17 protein-coding genes are annotated in these 20,430 nt (G+C 60.4%); 14 read left to right on the top strand and 3 right to left on the bottom strand.

Annotated features, from left to right (window positions below; genetic code table 11):
• Window positions 1-53: 53 nt before the first annotated feature.
• The 5 genes from PIB16_RS11790 to PIB16_RS11810 are packed head-to-tail and all read left to right on the top strand — an operon-like array spanning window position 54 to window position 4,739.
• Entirely contained in the window at window positions 54-926 is an 873-nt protein-coding gene (locus tag PIB16_RS11790; RefSeq protein WP_065657665.1) for a branched-chain amino acid ABC transporter permease, read from the top strand.
• On the top strand, window positions 923-1,831 hold the full coding sequence (locus PIB16_RS11795; RefSeq protein ID WP_174000696.1) for a branched-chain amino acid ABC transporter permease: 909 nt from the start codon (window positions 923-925) through the stop codon (window positions 1,829-1,831). The genes PIB16_RS11790 and PIB16_RS11795 overlap by 4 nt, the downstream gene beginning before the upstream one ends.
• Window positions 1,828-2,556, top strand: a complete 729-nt coding sequence (locus PIB16_RS11800; RefSeq protein ID WP_174000698.1) for an ABC transporter ATP-binding protein — start codon at window positions 1,828-1,830, stop codon at window positions 2,554-2,556. Before PIB16_RS11795 ends, PIB16_RS11800 begins: the two co-directional genes overlap by 4 nt.
• A complete protein-coding gene (locus PIB16_RS11805) occupies window positions 2,549-3,271 on the top strand; it encodes an ABC transporter ATP-binding protein (protein WP_174000699.1) in 723 nt (240 codons plus the stop codon). The genes PIB16_RS11800 and PIB16_RS11805 overlap by 8 nt, the downstream gene beginning before the upstream one ends.
• 16 nt (window positions 3,272-3,287) lie before the next feature.
• The gene (locus PIB16_RS11810) at window positions 3,288-4,739 is read left to right on the top strand and encodes an aldehyde dehydrogenase (protein WP_125146199.1); all 1,452 of its coding nucleotides are present in this window, start codon (window positions 3,288-3,290) and stop codon (window positions 4,737-4,739) included.
• A gap of 30 nt (window positions 4,740-4,769) precedes the next feature.
• On the opposite strand, the gene PIB16_RS11815 is transcribed toward PIB16_RS11810, so the two are convergent.
• The gene (locus tag PIB16_RS11815; protein ID WP_065657670.1) at window positions 4,770-5,666 is read right to left on the bottom strand and encodes a choline sulfate utilization transcriptional regulator; all 897 of its coding nucleotides are present in this window, start codon (window positions 5,664-5,666) and stop codon (window positions 4,770-4,772) included.
• 94 nt (window positions 5,667-5,760) lie between these two features.
• Here PIB16_RS11815 and choX point away from each other — a divergent pair, with 94 nt between their 5' ends.
• Window positions 5,761-6,714 (top strand): choline ABC transporter substrate-binding protein, encoded by a 954-nt coding sequence (gene choX / locus PIB16_RS11820; RefSeq protein WP_174000701.1) that lies wholly within the window; start codon window positions 5,761-5,763, stop codon window positions 6,712-6,714.
• 14 nt (window positions 6,715-6,728) lie between these two features.
• Window positions 6,729-8,243 (top strand): choline-sulfatase, encoded by a 1,515-nt coding sequence (betC, locus tag PIB16_RS11825; protein WP_174000703.1) that lies wholly within the window; start codon window positions 6,729-6,731, stop codon window positions 8,241-8,243.
• A 66-nt stretch (window positions 8,244-8,309) separates the two neighbouring features.
• Here betC and PIB16_RS11830 read toward each other — a convergent pair whose 3' ends face one another.
• Together PIB16_RS11830 and PIB16_RS11835 are read right to left on the bottom strand one after the other, a co-directional pair.
• Entirely contained in the window at window positions 8,310-8,777 is a 468-nt protein-coding gene (locus tag PIB16_RS11830; protein WP_174000705.1) for a hypothetical protein, read from the bottom strand.
• A 77-nt stretch (window positions 8,778-8,854) separates the two neighbouring features.
• Window positions 8,855-9,742 carry an AraC family transcriptional regulator gene (locus PIB16_RS11835; RefSeq protein WP_174000707.1) on the bottom strand — a complete coding sequence of 296 codons (888 nt, stop codon included), beginning with the start codon at window positions 9,740-9,742 and terminating at the stop codon, window positions 8,855-8,857.
• Window positions 9,743-9,941: 199 nt separating this feature from the next.
• Between PIB16_RS11835 and PIB16_RS11840 the strand changes: the two genes are divergently transcribed.
• The 7 genes from PIB16_RS11840 (at window position 9,942) to PIB16_RS11870 (ending at window position 20,422) form a co-directional block, all read left to right on the top strand.
• The gene (locus PIB16_RS11840; protein WP_174000709.1) at window positions 9,942-11,408 is read left to right on the top strand and encodes an alpha-glucosidase/alpha-galactosidase; all 1,467 of its coding nucleotides are present in this window, start codon (window positions 9,942-9,944) and stop codon (window positions 11,406-11,408) included.
• A gap of 108 nt (window positions 11,409-11,516) precedes the next feature.
• On the top strand, window positions 11,517-13,604 hold the full coding sequence (locus PIB16_RS11845) for an ABC transporter substrate-binding protein (RefSeq protein WP_174000711.1): 2,088 nt from the start codon (window positions 11,517-11,519) through the stop codon (window positions 13,602-13,604).
• Window positions 13,605-13,691: 87 nt separating this feature from the next.
• Window positions 13,692-14,699 carry an ABC transporter permease gene (locus PIB16_RS11850; RefSeq protein WP_174000713.1) on the top strand — a complete coding sequence of 336 codons (1,008 nt, stop codon included), beginning with the start codon at window positions 13,692-13,694 and terminating at the stop codon, window positions 14,697-14,699.
• 1 nt (window position 14,700) lies between these two features.
• Window positions 14,701-15,837 carry an ABC transporter permease gene (locus PIB16_RS11855; RefSeq protein ID WP_174000715.1) on the top strand — a complete coding sequence of 379 codons (1,137 nt, stop codon included), beginning with the start codon at window positions 14,701-14,703 and terminating at the stop codon, window positions 15,835-15,837.
• Window positions 15,838-15,849: 12 nt separating this feature from the next.
• On the top strand, window positions 15,850-17,520 hold the full coding sequence (locus PIB16_RS11860; protein ID WP_271045642.1) for an ABC transporter ATP-binding protein: 1,671 nt from the start codon (window positions 15,850-15,852) through the stop codon (window positions 17,518-17,520).
• Window positions 17,521-17,542: 22 nt separating this feature from the next.
• On the top strand, window positions 17,543-18,916 hold the full coding sequence (locus tag PIB16_RS11865; protein ID WP_174000718.1) for an alpha-glucosidase/alpha-galactosidase: 1,374 nt from the start codon (window positions 17,543-17,545) through the stop codon (window positions 18,914-18,916).
• A gap of 441 nt (window positions 18,917-19,357) precedes the next feature.
• Window positions 19,358-20,422 carry an HlyD family secretion protein gene (locus PIB16_RS11870; protein WP_174013326.1) on the top strand — a complete coding sequence of 355 codons (1,065 nt, stop codon included), beginning with the start codon at window positions 19,358-19,360 and terminating at the stop codon, window positions 20,420-20,422.
• Window positions 20,423-20,430 lie beyond the last annotated feature (8 nt).

Consider the following 20,430-nt stretch of genomic DNA (forward strand, 5'->3'; position numbering starts at 1 on the left):
TCGTGAATCCCGGCCGGAAGGCTTCGGCCATCTTCCATACTGGAGACATTCCCTTGTTTTTATCCACCCTCATCTTCGGCTTGATGCTGGGAGGGACCTATGCGCTGATCGCGCTTGGACTTTCGCTGCAATATGGCATTGCCCGCATCATGAACCTTGCCTATGGCGAGGTGTTGATTGCGGCTGCCTTCATCACCTTCGTGCTGTTTTCCAGCTATGGCCTGTCGCCGCTCTGGTCGCTCTTCATCATCGTGCCGCTCGGTTACGCCCTGTCTTTCGTGATCTACCGGGTCATGATGCGGCCGCTGGTGCGCCGTTCGGGCGGCTCCGGCCGTCTGGAAGTCGATTCCATTCTGGCGACCTTCGGGCTGCTCTTCGTTATCCAGGGCATTATGCTCGTGGCGTTCGGCGGCAACTACCATTCCTATTCCTATCTATCCGATGGCGTCGACATCTTCGGCACGACGGTGGCGCTGAACCGGCTCCTGTCGTTCATCCTGTCGGTCGCAATCGGCGGAGGGCTTTATCTGGCGCTCACCCACAGCCGCTGGGGCCTCAACCTGCGGGCGGTGGCGCTTGCGCCCAAATCCGCGCCGCTGGTTGGCATTGATGTGAACCGTGTGGCCTCAATTGGCTTTGCGCTTGGCGGCGCACTCGCCGTGGCAGGCGGGGTGATGATTTCGATGTACCAGACCTTTTCCGCCTCCTATGGCGTGGTTTTCACCATGAAGGCGCTTGTCGTCGTCATCATGGGCGGTGTCGGCAATCTGCTTGGCGCGCTGGTGGCCGGCCTGCTGCTCGGCCTCGTGGAAACTTTTGTGCTTGTTTATGTCGATCCCGGCCTCACGCTTGCCGCCACCTATCTGCTCTTTCTCGTGGTGCTGCTCTGGCGTCCGGAAGGCATCTTCGCAAGGAGGGGCAAATGATCCCGCTTCTCATCGGCCTTGCCGCAGCCGCGCTGCTGGCGCTTTCCCCTTTCTTCTTCGATGCCTATGGTGTCGGCGTCATCATCGGCCTTCTCGGTTATGCGACGCTTGCCTCCGCCTGGGCGATGTTCTCCGGCCCGACGCGCTATATTTCGCTCGCCACCGTCGCCTTCTTCGGTGTCGGGGCCTATACGGTCGCGGTGCTGAGCGAGGTTTTGCCATGGCCGCTGGTGCTGCTGTGCGCGGCCCTTGTCGGCGCGGCGCTGGCGCTTGTCGTCGGGCTTTCCACACTGCGCGTCGCGGGCATTTATTTCGTGATCTTTTCCTTTGGCCTTGCCGAGCTTATCCGCCAGCTCATCACCTGGTATGAGGTAAATGTGACCGGCACGCTCGGGCGTTACATTTTCCTGCCGCTGGAGCCGCAGCATGTGCTGTGGCAATTGCTGGCGCTGGCTGTCATCACTCTCCTGCTGGCAATCCTCATCGACCGCAGCAAGCTCGGACTGGCATTGAAGGCAATCGGTGACGACGAGGTCGTGGCCGCCCATGCGGGTATCAATCTGGCCCGCACCAAGCTGACGCTCTTCGTGCTGTCGGCCACGATCATCACGCTGGTCGGCGCCATTCAAGCCCCGCGCTGGGTCTATATCGAGCCGGCCATCGTGTTTAATCCGCAGGTCTCGTTCCTCACCGTCATCATGGCCCTGCTTGGCGGAGCCACACGCCGCTGGGGACCCATTCTCGGTGCGGTGCCGCTGTTCCTGCTGTTCGAGTGGCTGGGCGCGAACTTCCCCAACCATTTTTCCATCATCCTCGGCGCTCTCTTCATCCTCATCGTCTTCGTGCTGCCGGATGGCGTGCTGGCGGCGCTGGAGAAATCGCGCAAAAAGGAGAAAGCCGCATGAGCGCCGTTCTCGAAATCACCGATATCCGCAAGACCTTCGGCGGGTTGAAGGCGGTGGATGGCCTTGGCCTCACCATCGAGGCTGGCGAGGTCGTCGGGCTGCTCGGCCCGAACGGTTCCGGCAAGACGACGCTGATGAACCTTATCTCCGGGGCGCTGAAGCCCACTGAAGGGTCTATCCGACTGAAAGGGCAGGAGATTGCCGGCCGGCGGCCGGATGTGATTGCGCGCGCCGGCGTGGCGCGCACCTTCCAGCTTGTGCGGCTTTTGCCTTCGCTTTCCCTGCTCGAAAACGTTGCCGTATCGGCCATGTTCGGCCCGCAGCGGCTTTCACGCCCCGAGGCGGAGAAGGTCGCGCGCGCCTGCCTCGAAAGAATAGGCCTTGCCGGGCGGGAAACCATACCGGCCGGCGATCTAACCTATATCGACCAGAAACGCCTTGAACTGGCGCGTGCGCTGGCGGGCGAACCGAAGCTTCTGCTTCTCGATGAATGGCTTGCGGGCCTCAACCCCACGGAGCTGCAGGAAGGAATAGCGCTGATCCGGCGGCTGGCATCCGAGGGAACGACGATCCTGCTGGTGGAACATATCATGGCTGCTGTGCGCGCGCTTTGCCCGCGCTCCGTGGTCATGGCGGCGGGTCGCAAGATCGCCGACGGGCCGACGGCAGCGGTGCTCGACGATCCGCAGGTCATTTCCGCCTATCTGGGAGCGGCACATGCTTGAAATAGATGCACTGACAATCCGTTACGGCAAACATCTCGCGGTTGACGGCATATCGCTCAATGTCGCCAAGGGCGAAACGGTGGTGCTGCTCGGCGCCAATGGTGCGGGCAAGTCGTCACTGCTGAAAGCGGTCGGCGGCATGGTGGCGTCGGCCTCGGGCGACGTGCGCGTCAATGGCGCGTCGCTTGCCGCTGTCCCCGCCCATCAGATCGTGGAACGGGGCGTGGCATTGGTGCCGGAGGGACGCGGAATTTTCGCGGCGCTGACGGTGGAGGACAATCTCCGTCTCGGGGCCAATCCCCGCCATGCCCGCTCAGCGGAAAAGGCGACACGAGAGCATATTTTCTCGCTGTTTCCCCGCCTTGCCGAGCGGCGGCAGCAACTTGCCGGCACCATGTCCGGCGGCGAACAGCAGATGGTCGCCATCGGCCGCGCGCTGATGTCGGCACCCGATTATCTGCTGCTGGACGAGCCGAGCCTTGGCCTTGCGCCCATCGTCACGCAGGAACTTTTTGCCGCTTTGGCGCAGATCAAGAAGACCGGCCTTTCCATTCTGCTTGTGGAGCAGAATGTGCGCGAAAGCCTCGCACTTGCCGATCGCGGATATTTGCTGGAAGCAGGGCGGATTGTCGGGGCAGGCACGGCTGAGGCCCTGTCCGCCGATCCCGCCGTGCAACGGGCGTTTCTTGGCGGCACCACCGCCGCCATTGTCTGAATTCAGGAGGAAGACCATGCAGACAGTCAATCTTTTCATCGGCGGCGACCATTGCCCGGCCACAAGCGGCAAGCGTTTCGAACGCAGCAACCCCATCACCGGCGATGTGGCGACGAGTGCTGCGGCGGCAACGGTGGAGGACGCCACCCGGGCAGCCGATGCCGCGGCGGCAGCTTTCCCGGTCTGGTCGGCAACGCCGCCCGGTGAACGCCGCCGCCTGCTTCTGGCTGCCGCGCAGGCGCTTCTCGCCGCCGGGCCTGACATTACCCAGGCGATGAAGGAAGAAATCGGCGCAACCGATGCCTGGGCCGGTTTCAACGTCAAACTGGCAAGCGACATGCTGGTAGAGGCGGCAAGCCTGACGACCCAGATCAAGGGAGAGGTCATCCCTTCCAACCGTCCCGGAACCATGGCGATGGCGCTGCGCCAGCCCGCCGGTGTCGTGCTGTCCATCGCGCCGTGGAACGCGCCGGTCATTCTCGGCGTGCGCTCCATCGCCACGCCGCTCGCCTGCGGCAATACGGTTGTCATGAAGACCTCGGAACTGTGCCCGCGCACCCATGCGCTGATCATTGAAGCCGTCGCTTCGGCGGGTCTGCCCAAGGGCGTGCTCAACGCCGTCTCCAATGCGCCCGAAGATGCGGCAAAGATCGTCGATACGCTTATCGCACACCCCGCCGTCAGACGCGTGAATTTCACCGGCTCGACCCGCGTTGGCCGGGTGATTGCCGAAACGGCCGGCCGTTATCTGAAACCCGCTTTGCTGGAGCTTGGCGGCAAGGCGCCGTTCATCGTGCTTGATGACGCCGATATCGATGCGGCTGTCGCGGCTGCCGCTTTCGGCGCTTATATGAACCAGGGCCAGATCTGCATGTCGACGGAGCGCATCATCGTGCTCGACAGCGTCGCCGATGCATTTGTGGAGGCCTTCGCCAAGAAAGCTTCGAGCCTTACTGCTGGCGATCCGCGTGAAGGCAAAACACCGCTCGGCTCGCTGGTCAGTGCGGAGGCGACATCCCGCATTCGGTCGTTGGTGGATGACGCTGTCTCCAAGGGCGCTCGGCAGGTTGCCGGTGGCGGCGGCAACGGCACGATGCTCGATGCGATTGCCGTCGATGGCGTCACTCCCGCCATGCGGCTCTATGCGGAGGAAAGTTTCGGTCCTGTCGTCTCCATCATCAGGGCCGGCAGCATCGATGAGGCGGTGAGCATCGCAAACGAAACCGAGTTCGGTCTTTCCGCCGCGATTTTCGGCAGGGATCAGGCACGGGCGCTTGCCATTGCCGCCCGCATCGAAAGCGGCATATGTCACATCAACGGCCCCACCGTTCACGATGAGGCGCAGATGCCCTTCGGCGGGGTCAAGGCTTCCGGTTACGGCCGCTTCGGCGGTACGGCGGGCATTGCGGAATTCACCGAGCTACGCTGGGTCACGCTGCAGGACGGGCCGCTGCATTTTCCGATCTGAACAGGAAACGGTACAGGGTGGCGGGCGGCGTCATCGCCGCTCGTCGATCAGCCAGCCGGTGAGTTTCCTCACCGCGCTGTCGCTGCTTTTCGGCCGCATCAGCCAGTAGCCGCGTCCCGGTGCGTCAAGGCTTGGGCCTGCCGTCACCAGCACGCCGGCCTCAAGCAACGGATCGACCAGTCCCGCCCAGCCGAGCGCGAAACCCTGTTCGCCGATGGTTGCCTGCACCACCATGGTGTAATTGTTGAAGCTGATGTCGCCGCCATCATGCTCGGCACCGCGATGCACGCCAAAATGCTTGAAATAGGAAGGCCAGTCGAACCAATGCGCCTGCGAGGTATTTTCGAGGTGGATGAGCTTCCGCCGCGAAAAATCCGCAACGGTTGCGGGTGCCGGTGTCCCGGCCAGCAGGGCAGGCGAGCAGACCGGCGTGACCTTTTCCGAAAGCAGCAATACCGCCCCGTCGCCCGCCTCCTGCCGCGTTCCGAAAATAATCATCACGTCGCTATCGTGTTTGCCCTGGCCGAGCGGGTCCTGCGTTGCGACGATCTGGATATTGATGTCAGGATTGAGCGCGCGAAAACCATGCATTCTCGGGATGAGCCACAGGGACGAGAAGGCATAGTCCGTGTGCAGGCGGATGGTCTGGCGCTCCTCCGTCCGGCGCAGCTGCTGTGCGAGAAGGTCGATGGCGTCGACATTGCGCGAGACGATCTCGAACAGCCGCTGGCCTTCGGCCGTGAGTTCGATGCCGCGATGTTTGCGCCGGATGAGGGTTACACCCAGCTCATCCTCCAGCCTGCGGATCTGATAGCTGACCGCAGGCTGCGTCAGCCGCAGGGATGATGCCGCCGCCGTCAGGCTGCCGCGGCGGGCAACCTCGGTGAAAATGCGCATCCATCCCAGATCGAGCGGCCTGTCTGACATTAAAATTCCTTATATCAACCATCGAAAAATACCCGCTTCACAGGCAAAAGCAACGTGGTGTTCAATAAACTGGATTGATAAAAGGGGAGCCGCAATGAAAACCATTTCTCATCTGCATCGCATCGCCGCCGGTCTCATTCTGTCCGTGACGGCCTTCTCCACCCCGCTTCAGGCGGCCGATGACGCGGCCTGCAAGACGATCCGTCTCAGCGATCCCGGCTGGACCGACATTACCGCCACCAACGGCGTCGCTTCCGTTTTGCTCGATGCGCTGGGTTATGAGGCTGACGTCAAGACGCTGTCGGTGCCGATTGGCTATCAGGCGATGAAGAACGGCGAAATCGATGTTTTCCTCGGCAACTGGATGCCGGCGCAGAAATCCTTCGTGGACGATCTGAACGCCGCCAAGGCGGCCGAGGTGATGACGAAGAATCTTGAAGGCGCAAAGTTTACGCTGGCAGTGCCATCTTACATGGCGGAAAAGGGCGTCAAGGATTTCGCCGATCTCGCCAAACATGCCGATGAATTCGAAAGCAAGATTTACGGCATCGAGCCCGGTGCGCCCGCCAACCAGAATATCCAGAAGATCATCGACGCCAATGATTTCGGCCTGAAGGGCTGGCAGCTCGTCGAATCCGGCGAGCAGGCGATGCTGGCGCAGGTGGAGCGGGCGGGCAGGGACAAGAAGGCCGTGGTCTTCCTCGCCTGGGCGCCGCATCCGATGAATGAGAAGATCGATATCGCCTATCTCTCTGGCGGCGACGCCTATTTCGGTCCGAATTTCGGCGGCGCGGAAGTCTATACGCTCGCCCGCACCGGCTGGCCGCAGCAATGCCCGAATGCGGCGACGCTGTTCAAGAACCTGAAATTCGATATCGGTATGGAAAACAGCCTGATGGGCTCCATTCTTGGTGGTGAGGATTCGAAGGCGGCGGCAGCTGCATGGCTGAAGGCCAATCCGAAAGCGCTGGATGGCTGGCTGCAGGGCGTTACCACGCTGGATGGCAAGCCGGGTGCGGACGCCGTCAAAGGCAAGCTTGGTCTGTAAGCCGGAAAGTGGAAATGCCGCGTCCCAATATCCTGATCCTGATGGCCGACCAGTTCAACGGGACGTTTTTTCCCGATGGTCCGGCCGATTTTCTGCACGCACCCCATCTTAAAACACTGGCGAAGCGGTCTGTCCGCTTCGCCAACACCTATACGGCAAGCCCGCTCTGCGCGCCGGCCCGTGCCTCCTTCATGTCCGGGCAATTGCCGAGCCGCACGCGGGTTTACGATAATGCCGCCGAATTTGCTTCCGATATTCCGACCTATGCGCACCACCTGCGGGCGGCGGGTTATTACACCGGCCTTTCAGGAAAGATGCATTTCGTCGGCCCGGACCAGCTGCATGGCTTCGAGGAGCGTTTGACGACGGATATCTATCCGGCCGATTTCGGCTGGACGCCTGATTACACCAAGCCCGGCGAGCGCATCGACTGGTGGTATCACAATCTCGGTTCGGTCACCGGCGCAGGCGTCGCCGAAATCACCAACCAGATGGAATATGACGACGAGGTGGCCTATCACGCCACCCGCAAGCTCTACGACCTGTCGCGTCGTCTAGACGACCGGCCGTGGTGCCTGACAGTCAGCTTCACCCATCCGCACGACCCCTATGTGGCGCGGCGCAAATTCTGGGACCTTTACGAAGACTGCCCCGAGCTTGATCCGCAGACACCGGCGATTGCCTTCGAGGAGCAGGACCCGCATTCGAAACGGTTGCTGGAAGCCTGCGATCACGAAGCTTTCGATATTTCACCGGAGCAGATACGCCGGGCACGGCGCGGATATTTCGCCAATATCTCCTATATAGACGAGAAGATCGGCGAAATCCTCCAGGTGCTGAAGGCGACGCGGATGGAGGAGGACACGATCATCCTCTTCCTGTCCGACCATGGCGACATGCTGGGCGAGCGCGGGCTGTGGTTCAAGATGTGTTTCTTCGAAGGTTCCGCCCGCGTGCCCTTGATGGTGGCCGCGCCGGGCTGGCAGCCGGCCCTGATCGACACGCCGGTCTCAACGCTCGATGTGACGCCGACGCTCTGCGGTCTGGCGGGGCTCGATATCACCTCGCTCAAATGCTGGACGGATGGTGAAGATCTGGCGGCGCTGGCGGCGGGAACTGGCGAGCGCGGCCCGGTGCCGATGGAATATGCCGCCGAAGGCTCGATAGCACCGCTCGTCGCCCTTCGCGACGGCCGCTACAAGCTATCGGTCTGCGAGGCCGATCCGCCGTTGCTCTATGATATCGAGGCGGACCCCAAGGAACGCACGAACCTTGCTGGCGATCCCGCTTTCAGCGACGTTCTCTCATCGCTTTCCGCTGAAATCGACCGGCGATGGCAGCTCCCGGTTTTCGACGCGGCGGTGCGGGAAAGTCAGGCACGGCGTTGGGTGGTCTACAAGGCGCTGCGCAACGGCGCTTATTACCCGTGGGATTACCAGCCTTTGCAGAAGGCCTCCGAGCGCTATATGCGCAACCACATGGACCTTAACGTGCTGGAGGAAAACCAGCGGTATCCGCGCGGGGAATGAAGCGGGTAGGGCCTATCGCGTCGCCTTTTGAGCTTTGGGTTCGCCCCCAATGGGACGACTTACTTTTCATCGCTGCGACGCGAAAAGCCGGAGCCTGACCCAGTTCAGCGCTGCAAGTTTGAAGCGATCGTAAAATGACCGTGCGAAACGTACATAGCGCATGATCCATGCGAGCCAGGGATAGGTGAGGAGCTTTTCCCGGCCGGCGTGATAAATACGCTCGACGATGAGGAATGTCGCGAGATGGGCAAGGACCGTCAGAACCAGCCCCGCTTTGACGGCGCCATGGGCAATGAGGACGAGACCGATGATCTTCATGGGTTCGGCGATGGCGAAGGGCACTGCAAGGCAAAGGAGAATGGCAAGACGCGGCAATCGCGCGATCCGGCTTTCCAGTCGCTTGATGAATGTCAGCCTGGATATGGCCCTGATGACGGGCCGGTAGAGCGGGCGGAAAATGCCGTCGAGGATGAGGGCGAAAACGATGATCGCCCGAAGCGGAAAGACGAGGATCGTCCGGATTATGCTCTTCACCTCGGCGGGTCTCCAAAAAGGGCGTAACGCCCATCCTTAATCGCCTGAAACATGTCAAAACGAAGTCGTTTTGTCGTTCAGCTCTGCCGCACGCTCGCATACATGCCGGTGGTGCGGAATTCGCTCGGATTGGTGCCGTAGAGTCGGCGGAAGACCTTGGAGAAATAGTTCGGATCCTCGAAACCGCACAGCACCGACACCTCCTTGATGGGAAGGTTGGCTGCCGAGGTGAGAAGCTTGGCCGCCCGGCGCAGGCGTCGCTGCAGCACGAATTCCGCTGGCGAAAGGCCTTCGCTTGCCGCGAAGATGCGGGAAAAATGCGCGCGGCTGAGGCCTGCCACCGCCGCAAGGTCGCTGACCGAAAGCCGTTCGCCGAGATGGCTGTCTATGTAGCTCAGCACCTGTTGCATGGTGCGATATTCACCGCCGAAAGAAGGATGAGAACCGAAGACATCGTCATAAAGCATCATCGCCGCCTCATAAGCGACGGCGGAGGCGGCGCCTGGCGTTTCCGCGCCATTGACGAGGCGCGAGCAGCATTCGGCAAGATGATCCACGGTCTCGGGCTGGAGTTTGAGGATAGGGCCGGTGACGGAGAGGATATTGCGGTGAATGCGCAGGGCTTCCTCGCCATTCATGGAAATCCAGAAGAATTCCCACTCCTTGCCTTCTTCCAGCCAGTAGCGGTGATTGTGCGGTATGAGCAGCAGCAGGGTTTCGCCCGGCCTCACCACATAGTGGCGGTTCTCGTAACGCAGGTTGCCCTGTCCGGCGATGCAATATTGCAGCACGGTAAAAGGCGTCTGGCCGCGTTTGCGCCCGTCCCAGTCGTAATTGCCACTGCGGCGGATTTCATAACCGCTGCTGGTCGGCATGGTGTGCAGCGTCTGGCGGCCGCGCGGCAGCGAGACTGTTCGCATGCCGGGTCCCTGATCGATCAAATCGCGCAGCACAAAATTACCCATGAAAGCATAATCCTTCTCTGGTCCTTACCGATATTATACGCATAATCCCCATCCGAGGAGACAGCCAGCAGGATATTGTTGCTGAAAAATAGGAAAGGAAGGCCGGTTTTCCGGGATTCTTACGGGTATTTTTCTGTGGTGCCATATTTACGATCCTGCGGCCCGTTTCACCCGTTCGATTTGCAACAGAGGTGGCGTTATGAGTTTCAAAATCGCTATTATTGGCGCAGGCAGCGTCGGTTTCACGAAAAAACTGTTCACCGATCTCCTGTGTGTGCCGGAGTTTCGCGATATTGAAGTCGCGCTGACGGATATCAGCCAGCACAATCTGGATATGATCAGGGCGATCCTTGAAAAGATCGTTGAGGCCAATGGTTTCCCCGTCAAGGTGACGGCCGATACCGACCGCAGGCGGGCGCTGGAGGGCGCGAAATATATCATCAGCTGCGTGCGGGTCGGCGGTCTCGAAGCCTATGCGGACGATATCCGCATTCCGCTGAAATACGGCATCGACCAGTGCGTGGGCGATACGATCTGCGCCGGCGGCATTCTCTATGGTCAGCGCAACATTCCGGTCATTCTGGATTTCTGCAAGGATATCCGCGAAGTCGCCGCACCGGGTGCGAAATTCCTGAACTATGCCAACCCTATGGCGATGAACACCTGGGCAGCCATCGAATATGGCAGGGTGGATACGGTCGGTCTCTGCCATGGCGTTCAGCACGGCGCGGAACAGATCGCCGAGATTCTCGGTGCGAAAAGCGTGTCCGAGCTGGATTACATCTGCTCCGGTATCAACCACCAGACATGGTTCATCGATCTGAGGCTCAACGGTCGCAAGATCGGCAAGGACGAGCTGGTCGCCGCCTTCGAGGCGCATCCGGTCTTCTCGCAACAGGAGAAGCTGCGCATCGATGTGCTGAAGCGCTTCGGTTTCTATTCGACGGAAAGCAATGGCCATCTCTCCGAATATCTGCCGTGGTATCGCAAGCGGCCGGAGGAAATCGCCCGCTGGATCGACATGTCCGACTGGATTCACGGCGAAACCGGCGGTTATCTGCGCCACTCCACCGAAACACGCAACTGGTTCGAAACCGAGTTCCCGCAGTTTCTTGCCTCGGCCGCCAAGCCGATCGATCCGGCGAAGCGCTCCAATGAACATGCAAGCCATATTCTTGAAGCGCTGGAGACGGGGCGTGTCTATCGCGGTCATTTCAACGTCAAGAACAATGGCGTCATCACCAATCTGCCATCGGATGCCATCATCGAATCCCCCGGTTTCGTCGACCGTTTCGGCATCAACATGGTCTCGGGCATAACCCTGCCGGAAGCCTGCGCAGCCACCTGCATGGCCTCCATCAACGTGCAGCGCATGTCCGTGCATGCGGCGGTGAGCGGCGATATCGATCTTTTGAAGCTTGCCGTGCTGCACGATCCGCTGGTCGGCGCCGTCGCCACACCGGAGGAGGTCTGGCAGATGGTGGACGAAATGGTTGTCGCGCAGGCGCGCTGGCTGCCGCAATATGCCCATGCCGTGCCGGCGGCGAAGGAGCGGCTTGCGAAATCCAGCGTCAAGACCCGCGACTGGGCCGGTGCCGCACGCCGCAATGTGCGCTCCATCGAAGAATTGCGGGCCGAAAAATCGGCGCTGAAAAAGGCTGTTTGAAGGAAAAGGCATGGGAACAGGCCGGGCGGCGGAAGGGAGTTCGCCGCCACGGCCAGAACGATCACAGAGGGTGGGCGGTCGAAGAGCTGCCATTTGGGAGGAATGACGATGTTACTTCAACGCAGGATCGGTATCATCTCGGCACTGGGTCTCGGTGTTTCGATGATCGCACTCAGTGCGAATGCCTTCGAGACCGCTACTCCGCCGGAGCCGCCGCAATTTCCGGCCGAAGGCAAGATCAACTATGTGGCGCGCGACTCGATCCTCGAATTCAAGGCGCTGCCGAGCTACAGCGAGCCTGACTGGGTCAGCGAGAAATTCGAAAAGACCGGCAAGCTGCCGCCCTTGAAAGAGCGCCTGCCGGAAGAACCGCTGGTCTACAAGACCGGCAATATGCCCGACGGTATGGGCGTTTACGGCGATACGATGCGCCATGTGGTCGGCGGCAGGCCCGAGGGCTGGAACTATATTGCCGGCCAGAGCCAGGGCTGGGGCGGCATCGATATCGCCCTTTCCGAATGCCTGACGCGCACGGCACCGCTCTTCCAGGTGGATGCCAAGGATACCGAGCCGCTGCCCAATCTGGCGAAAAGCTGGGAATGGTCCGAGGATGGCCACAAGCTGACGATGCATCTCGTCAAGGGCGCCAAGTGGTCGGACGGCGAGCCCTTCAATGCCGATGACGTGATGTTCTACTGGGAAGATGCGGTCGTCGATCCCAATGTTTCACCGCTTGGCGGCGGCGCATCGCCCGAGGCTTTCGGTGAGGGAACGACCCTTAAAAAGATCGATGATTACACCGTCGAATGGACCTTCAAGGCAGCTTTTCCCAAGCAATATCTCTATACCATGGCCTATCCGAGCTTCTGCCCCGGGCCGTCGCATATCCTGAAACCGCAGCATCCGAAATATTCCAAGAATACCTATAACCAGTTCAAGAACGCTTTCCCGCCGGAATATATGAACATGCCGGTCATGGGGGCATGGGTGCCGGTCGCTTACCGGCCTGATGACATCATCGTGCTGCGACGCAATCCCTATTACTGGAAGGTGGATGAGAAGGGCCAGCAGCTGCCTTATCTCAACGAGGTCCATTACAAGCTTTCCACCTGGGCCGACCGTGATGTGCAGGCCGTGGCGGGATCGGGCGATTTCTCCAACCTCGAACAGCCGGAGAATTTCGTCGCCTCGCTGAAACGCGCCGCCGACCCCAATGCGCCGGCCCGTCTTGCCTTTGGGCCGCGGCTTATCGGCTATAATCTGCAGATGAACTTTTCCGCCAATGGCTGGGGCAATCCGGACGAGCGCGGGCAGGCCATTCGCGAGCTGAACCGCAACGAGGTGTTCCGGCAGGCGGTCACATCGGCCATCGACCGCAAGGCAGTCGGCGACTCGCTGGTGAAGGGGCCGTTCACGGCGATCTATCCGGGCGGCATTTCGTCTGGCACCAGCTTCTATGATCGCGCCTCCACGGTCTATTACCCCTTCAACCTCGAGGCCGCCAAGGCCGCACTCGCCTCGATAGGCCTGAAGGACACGGATGGCGATGGTTTCCTGAATTTCCCGAAGGAAACGCTGGGTGGCCGTAATGTCGAGATTACCCTTCTCGTCAATAACGGTTACGCGACGGACAAGAGCCTTGCGGAAGGTCTTGTTGGCCAGATGGCGAAACTCGGCCTTCGCGTCGTCATCAACAGCCTCGATTCCAACCAGCGCGATGCGGCCCATTATGGCGGGCAGTTCGACTGGCTGGTGCGCCGCAACTCCACCGAGCTTTCATCCGTGGTGCAGAATACCGAGCAGCTTGCCCCTGTCGGCCCGCGCACCAGCTGGAACCATCGCTCGCCTGAAGGCAAGGAACTCGATCTGATGCCGTTCGAGAAGGAGATGGCCGATCTCGTTCGCAAGTTCATCTCCTCGCAGGACAATGCAGAGCGGGCCGAACTGATGAAGCAGTATCAGAAGGTCTATACGCAGAACCTCTATACGATCGGTCTCACCGAATATCCCGGCGCGCTGATCGTCAACAAGCGGTTCTCGAATGTGCCGCAGGGCACGCCGATCTTCATGTTCAACTGGGCCGAAGATTCCATCATCCGCGAACGCCTTTGGGTCGCAGCGGATAAGCAGGGCAAATACGAACTCTTCCCGCAGCAGCTTCCCGGCAAGCCGGGTGAGGGCGGGCCGATTAACTAGAACTCCTCCCGGAGAAAACCCGGTACCGGTCGCGCGTGAAGCGCGGCCGGAGATACACGGCCCATCCAAACCGAGGAAGACCGTTCGATGCTGAGATTTCTGACGATACGCGTTGCATCCGCCATTCCGGTATTGTTGATCCTGAGCGTGGTGACCTTCGCCATCATTCAGGCGCCGCCCGGCGATTATGCCGACTACATTCGCTCGCAGCTGATGAACCAGGGCGGCGCGTCTTTCGAACAGGCGGAAGCGCAGGCGCAGGCCTACCGCATCGAACACGGGCTCGATAAGCCGCTCGTCATTCAATATTTCAACTGGATCGGGGGCATCGTCACCCGCGGCGATTTCGGCTACAGCTTCTATTACAACAAGCCGGTCGCCGATGTGGTTGGCGAACGCCTGCCGCGCACCATTGCGCTGGCGCTGGTCTGCCACATCCTCGCGTCCGTTCTCGGTATCGCCTTCGGCATCTGGGCGGCCACGCGGCAATATTCATGGGTCGACAATCTTCTGTCGACCGTTGCCTTCCTCGGCATGACGATCCCGCGCTTCCTGATGGCGCTGATCCTTGTCTACCTCATGGTGTTTCATTTCGATGTGTCTGAGATCGGCAGCTTCTTTTCGCCGCAATATGGCGGTGCGCCGTGGTCATGGGCCAAGTTCGTCGATCTCGTCAGCCATGTCTGGCCGGTGGTCGCCATCGCCGTCTTCGGTGGGCTGGCCTATAATATGCGGGTGATGCGCGGCAATCTGCTCGATACGCTGAATGCGCAATATGTCGAGACGGCGCGCGCCAAGGGTCTTTCGGAAGGCGCCGTCATCATGCGCCATGCGGTGCCGAACGCCGTGCACCCGCTCGTCATGTATCAGGGCGTGGTGCTGCCCTACATGCTGAGCGGCGAGATCGAAACCGCGATCATCTTCGCGTTGCCGACCGTCGGCCCGGCCATTGTCGGCTCCATGGCGGTGGGGGACGTCTATGTCACCGCGACCTTCATGATGGTGCTGGCCGCCACGCTGATCGTCGGCAACATCATCGCCGATATGCTGCTCGCCATGCTCGACCCGCGCGTCCGCGAATTCGGGAGGGCCTGAGATGATGGCGTTTGACGAGATGAAAACCGAAACCGCCACCCCCGCAAAACCCGACCGTTCCGCCCATGGTAACGAGACCTATCTCGCACTGGTCTGGCGGCGTCTCAGACGCTCCTTCACAGGCATGGTCGGGCTGGTGCTGGTGGCGCTGTTGATCCTGATCGCCATCTTTGCGGATTTCTTCGCGCCGATGAACCCGCTCGAAACCCATGGCAGCTTCTCGCCGCCACAGGTGGTTCGTTTCACCGACAAGGACGGCAATTTCAGCCTTGCACCGCGCGTCTATGCCATCGCCGAAACGGAAGAGCTTGATCCGGTCACCTTCCAGCCCATCGTCGGGCCGGATTACGACAATCCCGTCCATCTCGGCTTCTTCGTCAAAGGTGCGGAATACAGACTGCTGGGCCTTATCCCCACGAGCCGTCACTTCTTCGGTTCGACCGACGGCCAGCCGGTGCATTTTCTCGGCACCGACAAGTTTGGACGCGACGTGCTGTCGCGCGCCATTTATGGCTCGCGCATCTCGCTTGCCATCGCCTTGAGCGTCGTCGCCATCGTCACCGTCATCGGCACGAGTGTCGGTCTGATTTCCGGCTATTTTGGCGGGCCGCTGGATGCCTGGGTGCAGCGCTTTGTCGAGGTGGTGCTCGCTTTCCCGCAATTGCCGCTTTACCTTGCGCTGACCTCACTCATCCCGGTAACCGCACCCACTACCGTTTTCCTTGTCTTCGTGGTCGGTGTCATGTCGGCGCTTGGCTGGGCGCAGATGTCGCGCGAGGTGCGCGGCAAGACGCTGGCGCTGGCGCGCATCGATTATGTGCGGGCGGCGATTGCCGTCGGGGCCACGGACCGGCGCATCATTTTCCAGCACATCCTGCCGAATGTGATGAGCCATGTGATCGTCGCCGTGACGCTGCATATTCCAAGCGTCGTGCTGCTCGAATCCTTCCTCGGTTTCCTCGGCTTTGCGGTGAAGCCGCCGCTCATCTCCTGGGGGCTGATGCTGCAGGATACGGCGACCTATTCCGTCATCGGTTCCTATCCCTGGATTCTCGCGCCGGTCGGTTTCGTGCTGGTCACGGTCTTCGCCTTCAACGCGCTCGGCGATGGCCTGCGCGATGCCGTCGATCCCTATTGAGAGGAGCGTAATATGGTTGCTGCTGCACAGAACAACACGTACGCGCCCGCCATCCGCTTCGATGCCGATGACCGAAACGACGCCGCCATCATCGATGCCCGCAACATTGCCGTGACCTTCAAAGTGGAGCACGGCACGGTGGAGGCGGTGAAGGGCATTTCCTTCCAGCTTTATCGCGGCGAGACGATTGCCATCGTCGGCGAATCCGGTTCGGGAAAATCCGTCACGGCCCGCACCATCATGGGGCTTTTGACGAAGCGGGCGTCCGTTGCGAAATCCGCGACCGTGCGTTTCAACGGCGACGACATTCTGAAATTTTCCAGCCGCCAGCGGCGGGCGCTGCGGGGCAACCGCATCTCGATGATCTTTCAGGAGCCGATGAGTTCGCTGAACCCGATCTATACGATCGGCAGCCAGATCGTCGAGGCGATCCGCGTTCATTCGAAACTCAGTCGGAAGGAGGCCGAGGCGAGGGCGCTCGATCTTCTGCGGCAGGTGCAGATACCGGAGCCGGAAGCGCGGCTCAAACAATATCCGCACCAGCTTTCAGGCGGCCAGCGGCAGCGTGTGATGATCGCCATGGCGCTCTCCAACGATCCTGACGTGCTGATTGCCGATGAGCCAACCACCGCGCTTGATGTGACGGTGCAGGCGCAAATCCTCAACCTCATCCGCGATCTCCAGAAGAAGCGCGGCATGGCCGTGGTTCTCATCACCCATGACCTGACGATCGTGAAGCAGTTTTCCGATTACGTCTATGTCATGCAGCATGGTGAGATGCGGGAGCACAACGACACGGAAAATCTCTTCGAAGCCCCGCAGCACCCCTATACGAAAAAGCTGCTTGCCTCCGAACCGCATGGCACGGCAAAGCCGCTGCCGGAAAATTCCGGCGTGCTGCTGACGGCGAACGGCGTGCGCGTCTCTTTCATGATGCGTTACGGTGGGCTGTTTAAACCCGAACTGAAGGAACTGATCGCCGTCGACAGTCTGGGCCTCACCCTCAATCGGCACGAGACGCTGGGGCTCGTCGGTGAATCCGGTTCCGGCAAGACGACCTTCGGCCAATCCCTGCTGCGGCTGAACGAACCGGTTGCCGGGGAGGTGATATTTGACGGGGAGAGGGTGGATGGCCGCTGCCGCGCTGAAATGCGGCCTTTGCGTTCGCGTATGCAGATCGTCTTTCAGGATCCCTTCGCCTCGCTCAATCCGCGCATGACCATCGGCCAGATCATCGAGGAAGGGTTGATCATCAACGGTCTCGGCAAAACGAAAGCCGAGCGGCTAGACCGGGTGCGTGATGCACTGGAAGCGGCGGGCATGCCCGGCAATATCCTCTCGCGTTTTCCGCACGAATTTTCCGGCGGTCAGCGCCAGCGCATCGCCATTGCCCGTGCGGTGGCGCTGGAGCCGGAATTCATCCTGCTCGATGAGCCGACCTCGGCGCTCGATCTTTCCGTGCAGGCGCAGATCATCGATCTCCTGCGCAAGCTGCAGGATGAGCGGGGCCTGAGCTATCTGTTCATCTCGCACGACCTGAAAGTGGTCCGCGCGCTCTGCCACCGCGTCATCGTCATGCAGCGCGGGCAGATCGTCGAGCAAGGGCCTGTCGAGGATGTGCTGACCAATCCGAAAACCGAATATACTCAGCGGCTTGTGCGGGCCGCCTTCGAAATCGCTTGAATTCCCAATGCTGGAGGTAGACATGGCAAGAGATCCCAAGATCACATTCATCGGCGCAGGCTCCACGGTGTTCATGAAGAACATCATCGGCGACGTGCTGCAGCGTCCGGCCCTTTCGGGCTCCACCATCGCGCTGATGGATATCAACCGTGAAAGGCTCGAAGAAAGCGCCATCGTCGTCAACAAGCTGATTTCGACGCTTGGCGCAAAGGCGAAGGCCGAGACCTACACGGACCAGAAAAAGGCGCTTGCCGGTGCTGATTTCGTCGTCGTCGCCTTCCAGATCGGCGGCTATGAACCCTGCACGGTCACCGATTTCGAGGTGCCGCGCAAATATGGCCTGCGTCAGACCATCGCCGATACGCTCGGCGTCGGCGGCATCATGCGCGGCCTCCGCACCGTGCCGCATCTGTGGAAAATTTGCGAGGACATGCTGGCCGTCTGCCCCAACGCCATCATGCTGCAATATGTGAACCCCATGGCGATCAATACCTGGGCGATTGCGGAGAAATATCCGACGATCCGGCAGGTCGGCCTTTGCCATTCCGTGCAGGGCACGGCCATGGAACTCGCCCATGATCTCGATATCCCATACGAGGAAATCCGTTACCGTTCGGCCGGCATCAACCACATGGCGTTTTTCCTCGAATTCGAGCACCGCCAGCCGGATGGAAGCTACAAGAACCTCTATCCCGATCTCGTGCGCGGTTACCGCGAAGGCCGTGCGCCAAAACCCGGATGGAACCCGCGCTGCCCCAACAAGGTGCGTTATGAGATGCTGACGCGGCTCGGTTATTTCGTCACCGAAAGCTCCGAGCATTTCGCCGAATATACGCCCTATTTCATCAAGGAAGGACGAGAGGACCTGATCGAGAAATTCGGTATCCCGCTCGATGAATACCCGAAGCGCTGCATCGAGCAGATCGAACGCTGGAAGGGGCAGGCGGCGGCCTATCGTTCGGCCGAGAACATCGAGGTAAAGCAGTCAAAGGAATATGCCTCCTCCATCATCAACTCGGTCTGGACCGGCGAACCCTCGGTGATATACGGCAACCAGCGCAACAATGGCTGCATCACCTCGTTGCCATCGGATTGCGCGGCGGAAGTTCCCTGCCTTGTCGATCATAACGGCGTGCAGCCCACCTTTATCGGCGAATTGCCGCCGCAGCTCACCGCCCTTATGCGCACCAACATCAATGTGCAGGAACTGACGGTGCGGGCGCTGATGAGCGAAAACCGCGAGCACATCTTCCACGCGGCGATGATGGACCCGCATACGGCGGCGGAACTGGATCTCGACCAGATATGGTCGCTGGTGGACGATCTGCTGCTGGCCCATCGCGACTGGCTGCCGGAATGGACGCAGGTGGAGGTGAAGCGGGCGCGGGCGGTGTAAGGCGCCGGTCGCTGCGACAAAATACGAAGGTGCAGACCATCTCCTCCGTCATGCCGGACTAGATCCGGCATCCAGCCACGGCGCGTCTGCGTCGTGAGAAGACTCTTCCGCGATCAAGGACTTGATCGCGCTGGACCCCGGATCAGTCCGGGGTGACGGGGTGCGGATGATGCGGTTTTGCCAAACGAGGCCGTTTCATAGGGCTTTGCAACCCACGAGGTTTGCCATCATCATCCGGTTTAGGCGTCTGTCCGAAACCCTCAAAGCATTTGACTTGTGTCAAGGCCACAAAACACCTTGACGTCTAGACATCACCTGAACCCGATCTATCCCCTCTTAAATAGGAGAAATGTCGGGTGCGAATACTAAACGCAAAGGTGGCTGGCTTCTTCGGTTTCATCGTATTAGGGTTGAAATTCGAAGGGTTCATGGGGAAGACGGATGTCTAAAAAAGGCTTGCTCGTTGGTCTGGTGATTCTGGTTATTGCCGGTGTCGCCTATTTCTCCTGGTCAAAGCTGAAGGGTGAGGGACTTCCCGCCGGTTTCGTGGCCAGCAACGGCCGTATCGAGGCCGTCGAGATCGATATTTCCACCAAGACCGCCGGTCGCCTTCAGGACATCATGGTGCGTGAAGGCGATTTCGTGAATGCTGGGCAGGTGCTTGCCCAAATGGATACGGCGCAACTGGAGGCGAGGAAACGTCAGGCGGAAGCACAGTTTCGCCGTGCGAAAATAGCAATCGATACGGCCCACAGCCTTGTCGCCCAGCGGGAGGCGGAAAAGACCTCGGCACTGGCAGTGGTGGAACAGCGCAAGGCCCAGCTCGATTCCGCCTCCAAGACCTATGCGCGCTCGAAACAGCTGCTGACCGGCAACGCCGTCTCGCAGCAGATCGTCGATGACAGTGAAGCCGCCGAGCAGTCCGCCCGCGCCACGCTCGCTTCCGCCGAGGCCTCGCTTGCCGCCTCCGATGCCGCAATCAACGCCGCCAAGGCGCAGATCGTCGATGCCGAGGCGGCGGTGGATGCCGCGCAGGCCGATATTGAAAGCATCGAGACGGATATCGCCGATGCGACGCTGAAATCGCCCCGCGATGGCCGCGTGCAATATCGGATCGCCCAGCCCGGTGAGGTGCTGTCCGCCGGTGGACGGGTTCTGAACCTCGTCGATCTCGGCGATGTCTATATGACGTTCTTCCTGCCGACGGCCGAGGCCGGCCGCACGTCCATGGGCTCGGATGTGCGCCTGATATTGGATGCCGCCCCGCAATATACCATCCCCGCCAAGGTTTCCTTCGTCGCCGATGTCGCGCAGTTCACACCGAAAACGGTCGAAACCGAAGAAGAACGCCAGAAGCTGACATTCCGGGTGAGGGCGCAAATCCCGCAGGAGCTGCTGCAGAAATATATCCAATATGTCAAAACCGGGCTGCCCGGGATGGCCTATGTCCGGCTTGATCCGCAGGCCGCCTGGCCGGAAAACCTCGAACGCAATCTCGTCAAGTGACGGTGGCC

Origin of the sequence: Agrobacterium sp. ST15.13.015, from assembly GCF_027871645.1 — a bacterium.
In the GTDB taxonomy this organism is placed as follows: Bacteria; Pseudomonadota; Alphaproteobacteria; order Rhizobiales; family Rhizobiaceae; genus Agrobacterium; species Agrobacterium leguminum.

Bases quoted from the DNA above. Each gene is read 5' to 3' on its own strand.
- PIB16_RS11835 (WP_174000707.1), bottom strand. From the start codon at position 9,742: ATGGGTAATTTTGTGCTGCGCGATTTGATCGATCAGGGACCCGGCATG.
- PIB16_RS11800 (WP_174000698.1), top strand. From the start codon at position 1,828: ATGAGCGCCGTTCTCGAAATCACCGATATCCGCAAGACCTTCGGCGGG.
- PIB16_RS11855 (WP_174000715.1), top strand. From the start codon at position 14,701: ATGATGGCGTTTGACGAGATGAAAACCGAAACCGCCACCCCCGCAAAA.
- PIB16_RS11805 (WP_174000699.1), top strand. From the start codon at position 2,549: ATGCTTGAAATAGATGCACTGACAATCCGTTACGGCAAACATCTCGCG.
- PIB16_RS11865 (WP_174000718.1), top strand. From the start codon at position 17,543: ATGGCAAGAGATCCCAAGATCACATTCATCGGCGCAGGCTCCACGGTG.
- PIB16_RS11795 (WP_174000696.1), top strand. From the start codon at position 923: ATGATCCCGCTTCTCATCGGCCTTGCCGCAGCCGCGCTGCTGGCGCTT.
- choX (WP_174000701.1), top strand. From the start codon at position 5,761: ATGAAAACCATTTCTCATCTGCATCGCATCGCCGCCGGTCTCATTCTG.
- PIB16_RS11840 (WP_174000709.1), top strand. From the start codon at position 9,942: ATGAGTTTCAAAATCGCTATTATTGGCGCAGGCAGCGTCGGTTTCACG.
- betC (WP_174000703.1), top strand. From the start codon at position 6,729: ATGCCGCGTCCCAATATCCTGATCCTGATGGCCGACCAGTTCAACGGG.
- PIB16_RS11810 (WP_125146199.1), top strand. From the start codon at position 3,288: ATGCAGACAGTCAATCTTTTCATCGGCGGCGACCATTGCCCGGCCACA.
- PIB16_RS11870 (WP_174013326.1), top strand. From the start codon at position 19,358: ATGTCTAAAAAAGGCTTGCTCGTTGGTCTGGTGATTCTGGTTATTGCC.
- PIB16_RS11815 (WP_065657670.1), bottom strand. From the start codon at position 5,666: ATGTCAGACAGGCCGCTCGATCTGGGATGGATGCGCATTTTCACCGAG.
- PIB16_RS11845 (WP_174000711.1), top strand. From the start codon at position 11,517: ATGTTACTTCAACGCAGGATCGGTATCATCTCGGCACTGGGTCTCGGT.
- PIB16_RS11860 (WP_271045642.1), top strand. From the start codon at position 15,850: ATGGTTGCTGCTGCACAGAACAACACGTACGCGCCCGCCATCCGCTTC.
- PIB16_RS11850 (WP_174000713.1), top strand. From the start codon at position 13,692: ATGCTGAGATTTCTGACGATACGCGTTGCATCCGCCATTCCGGTATTG.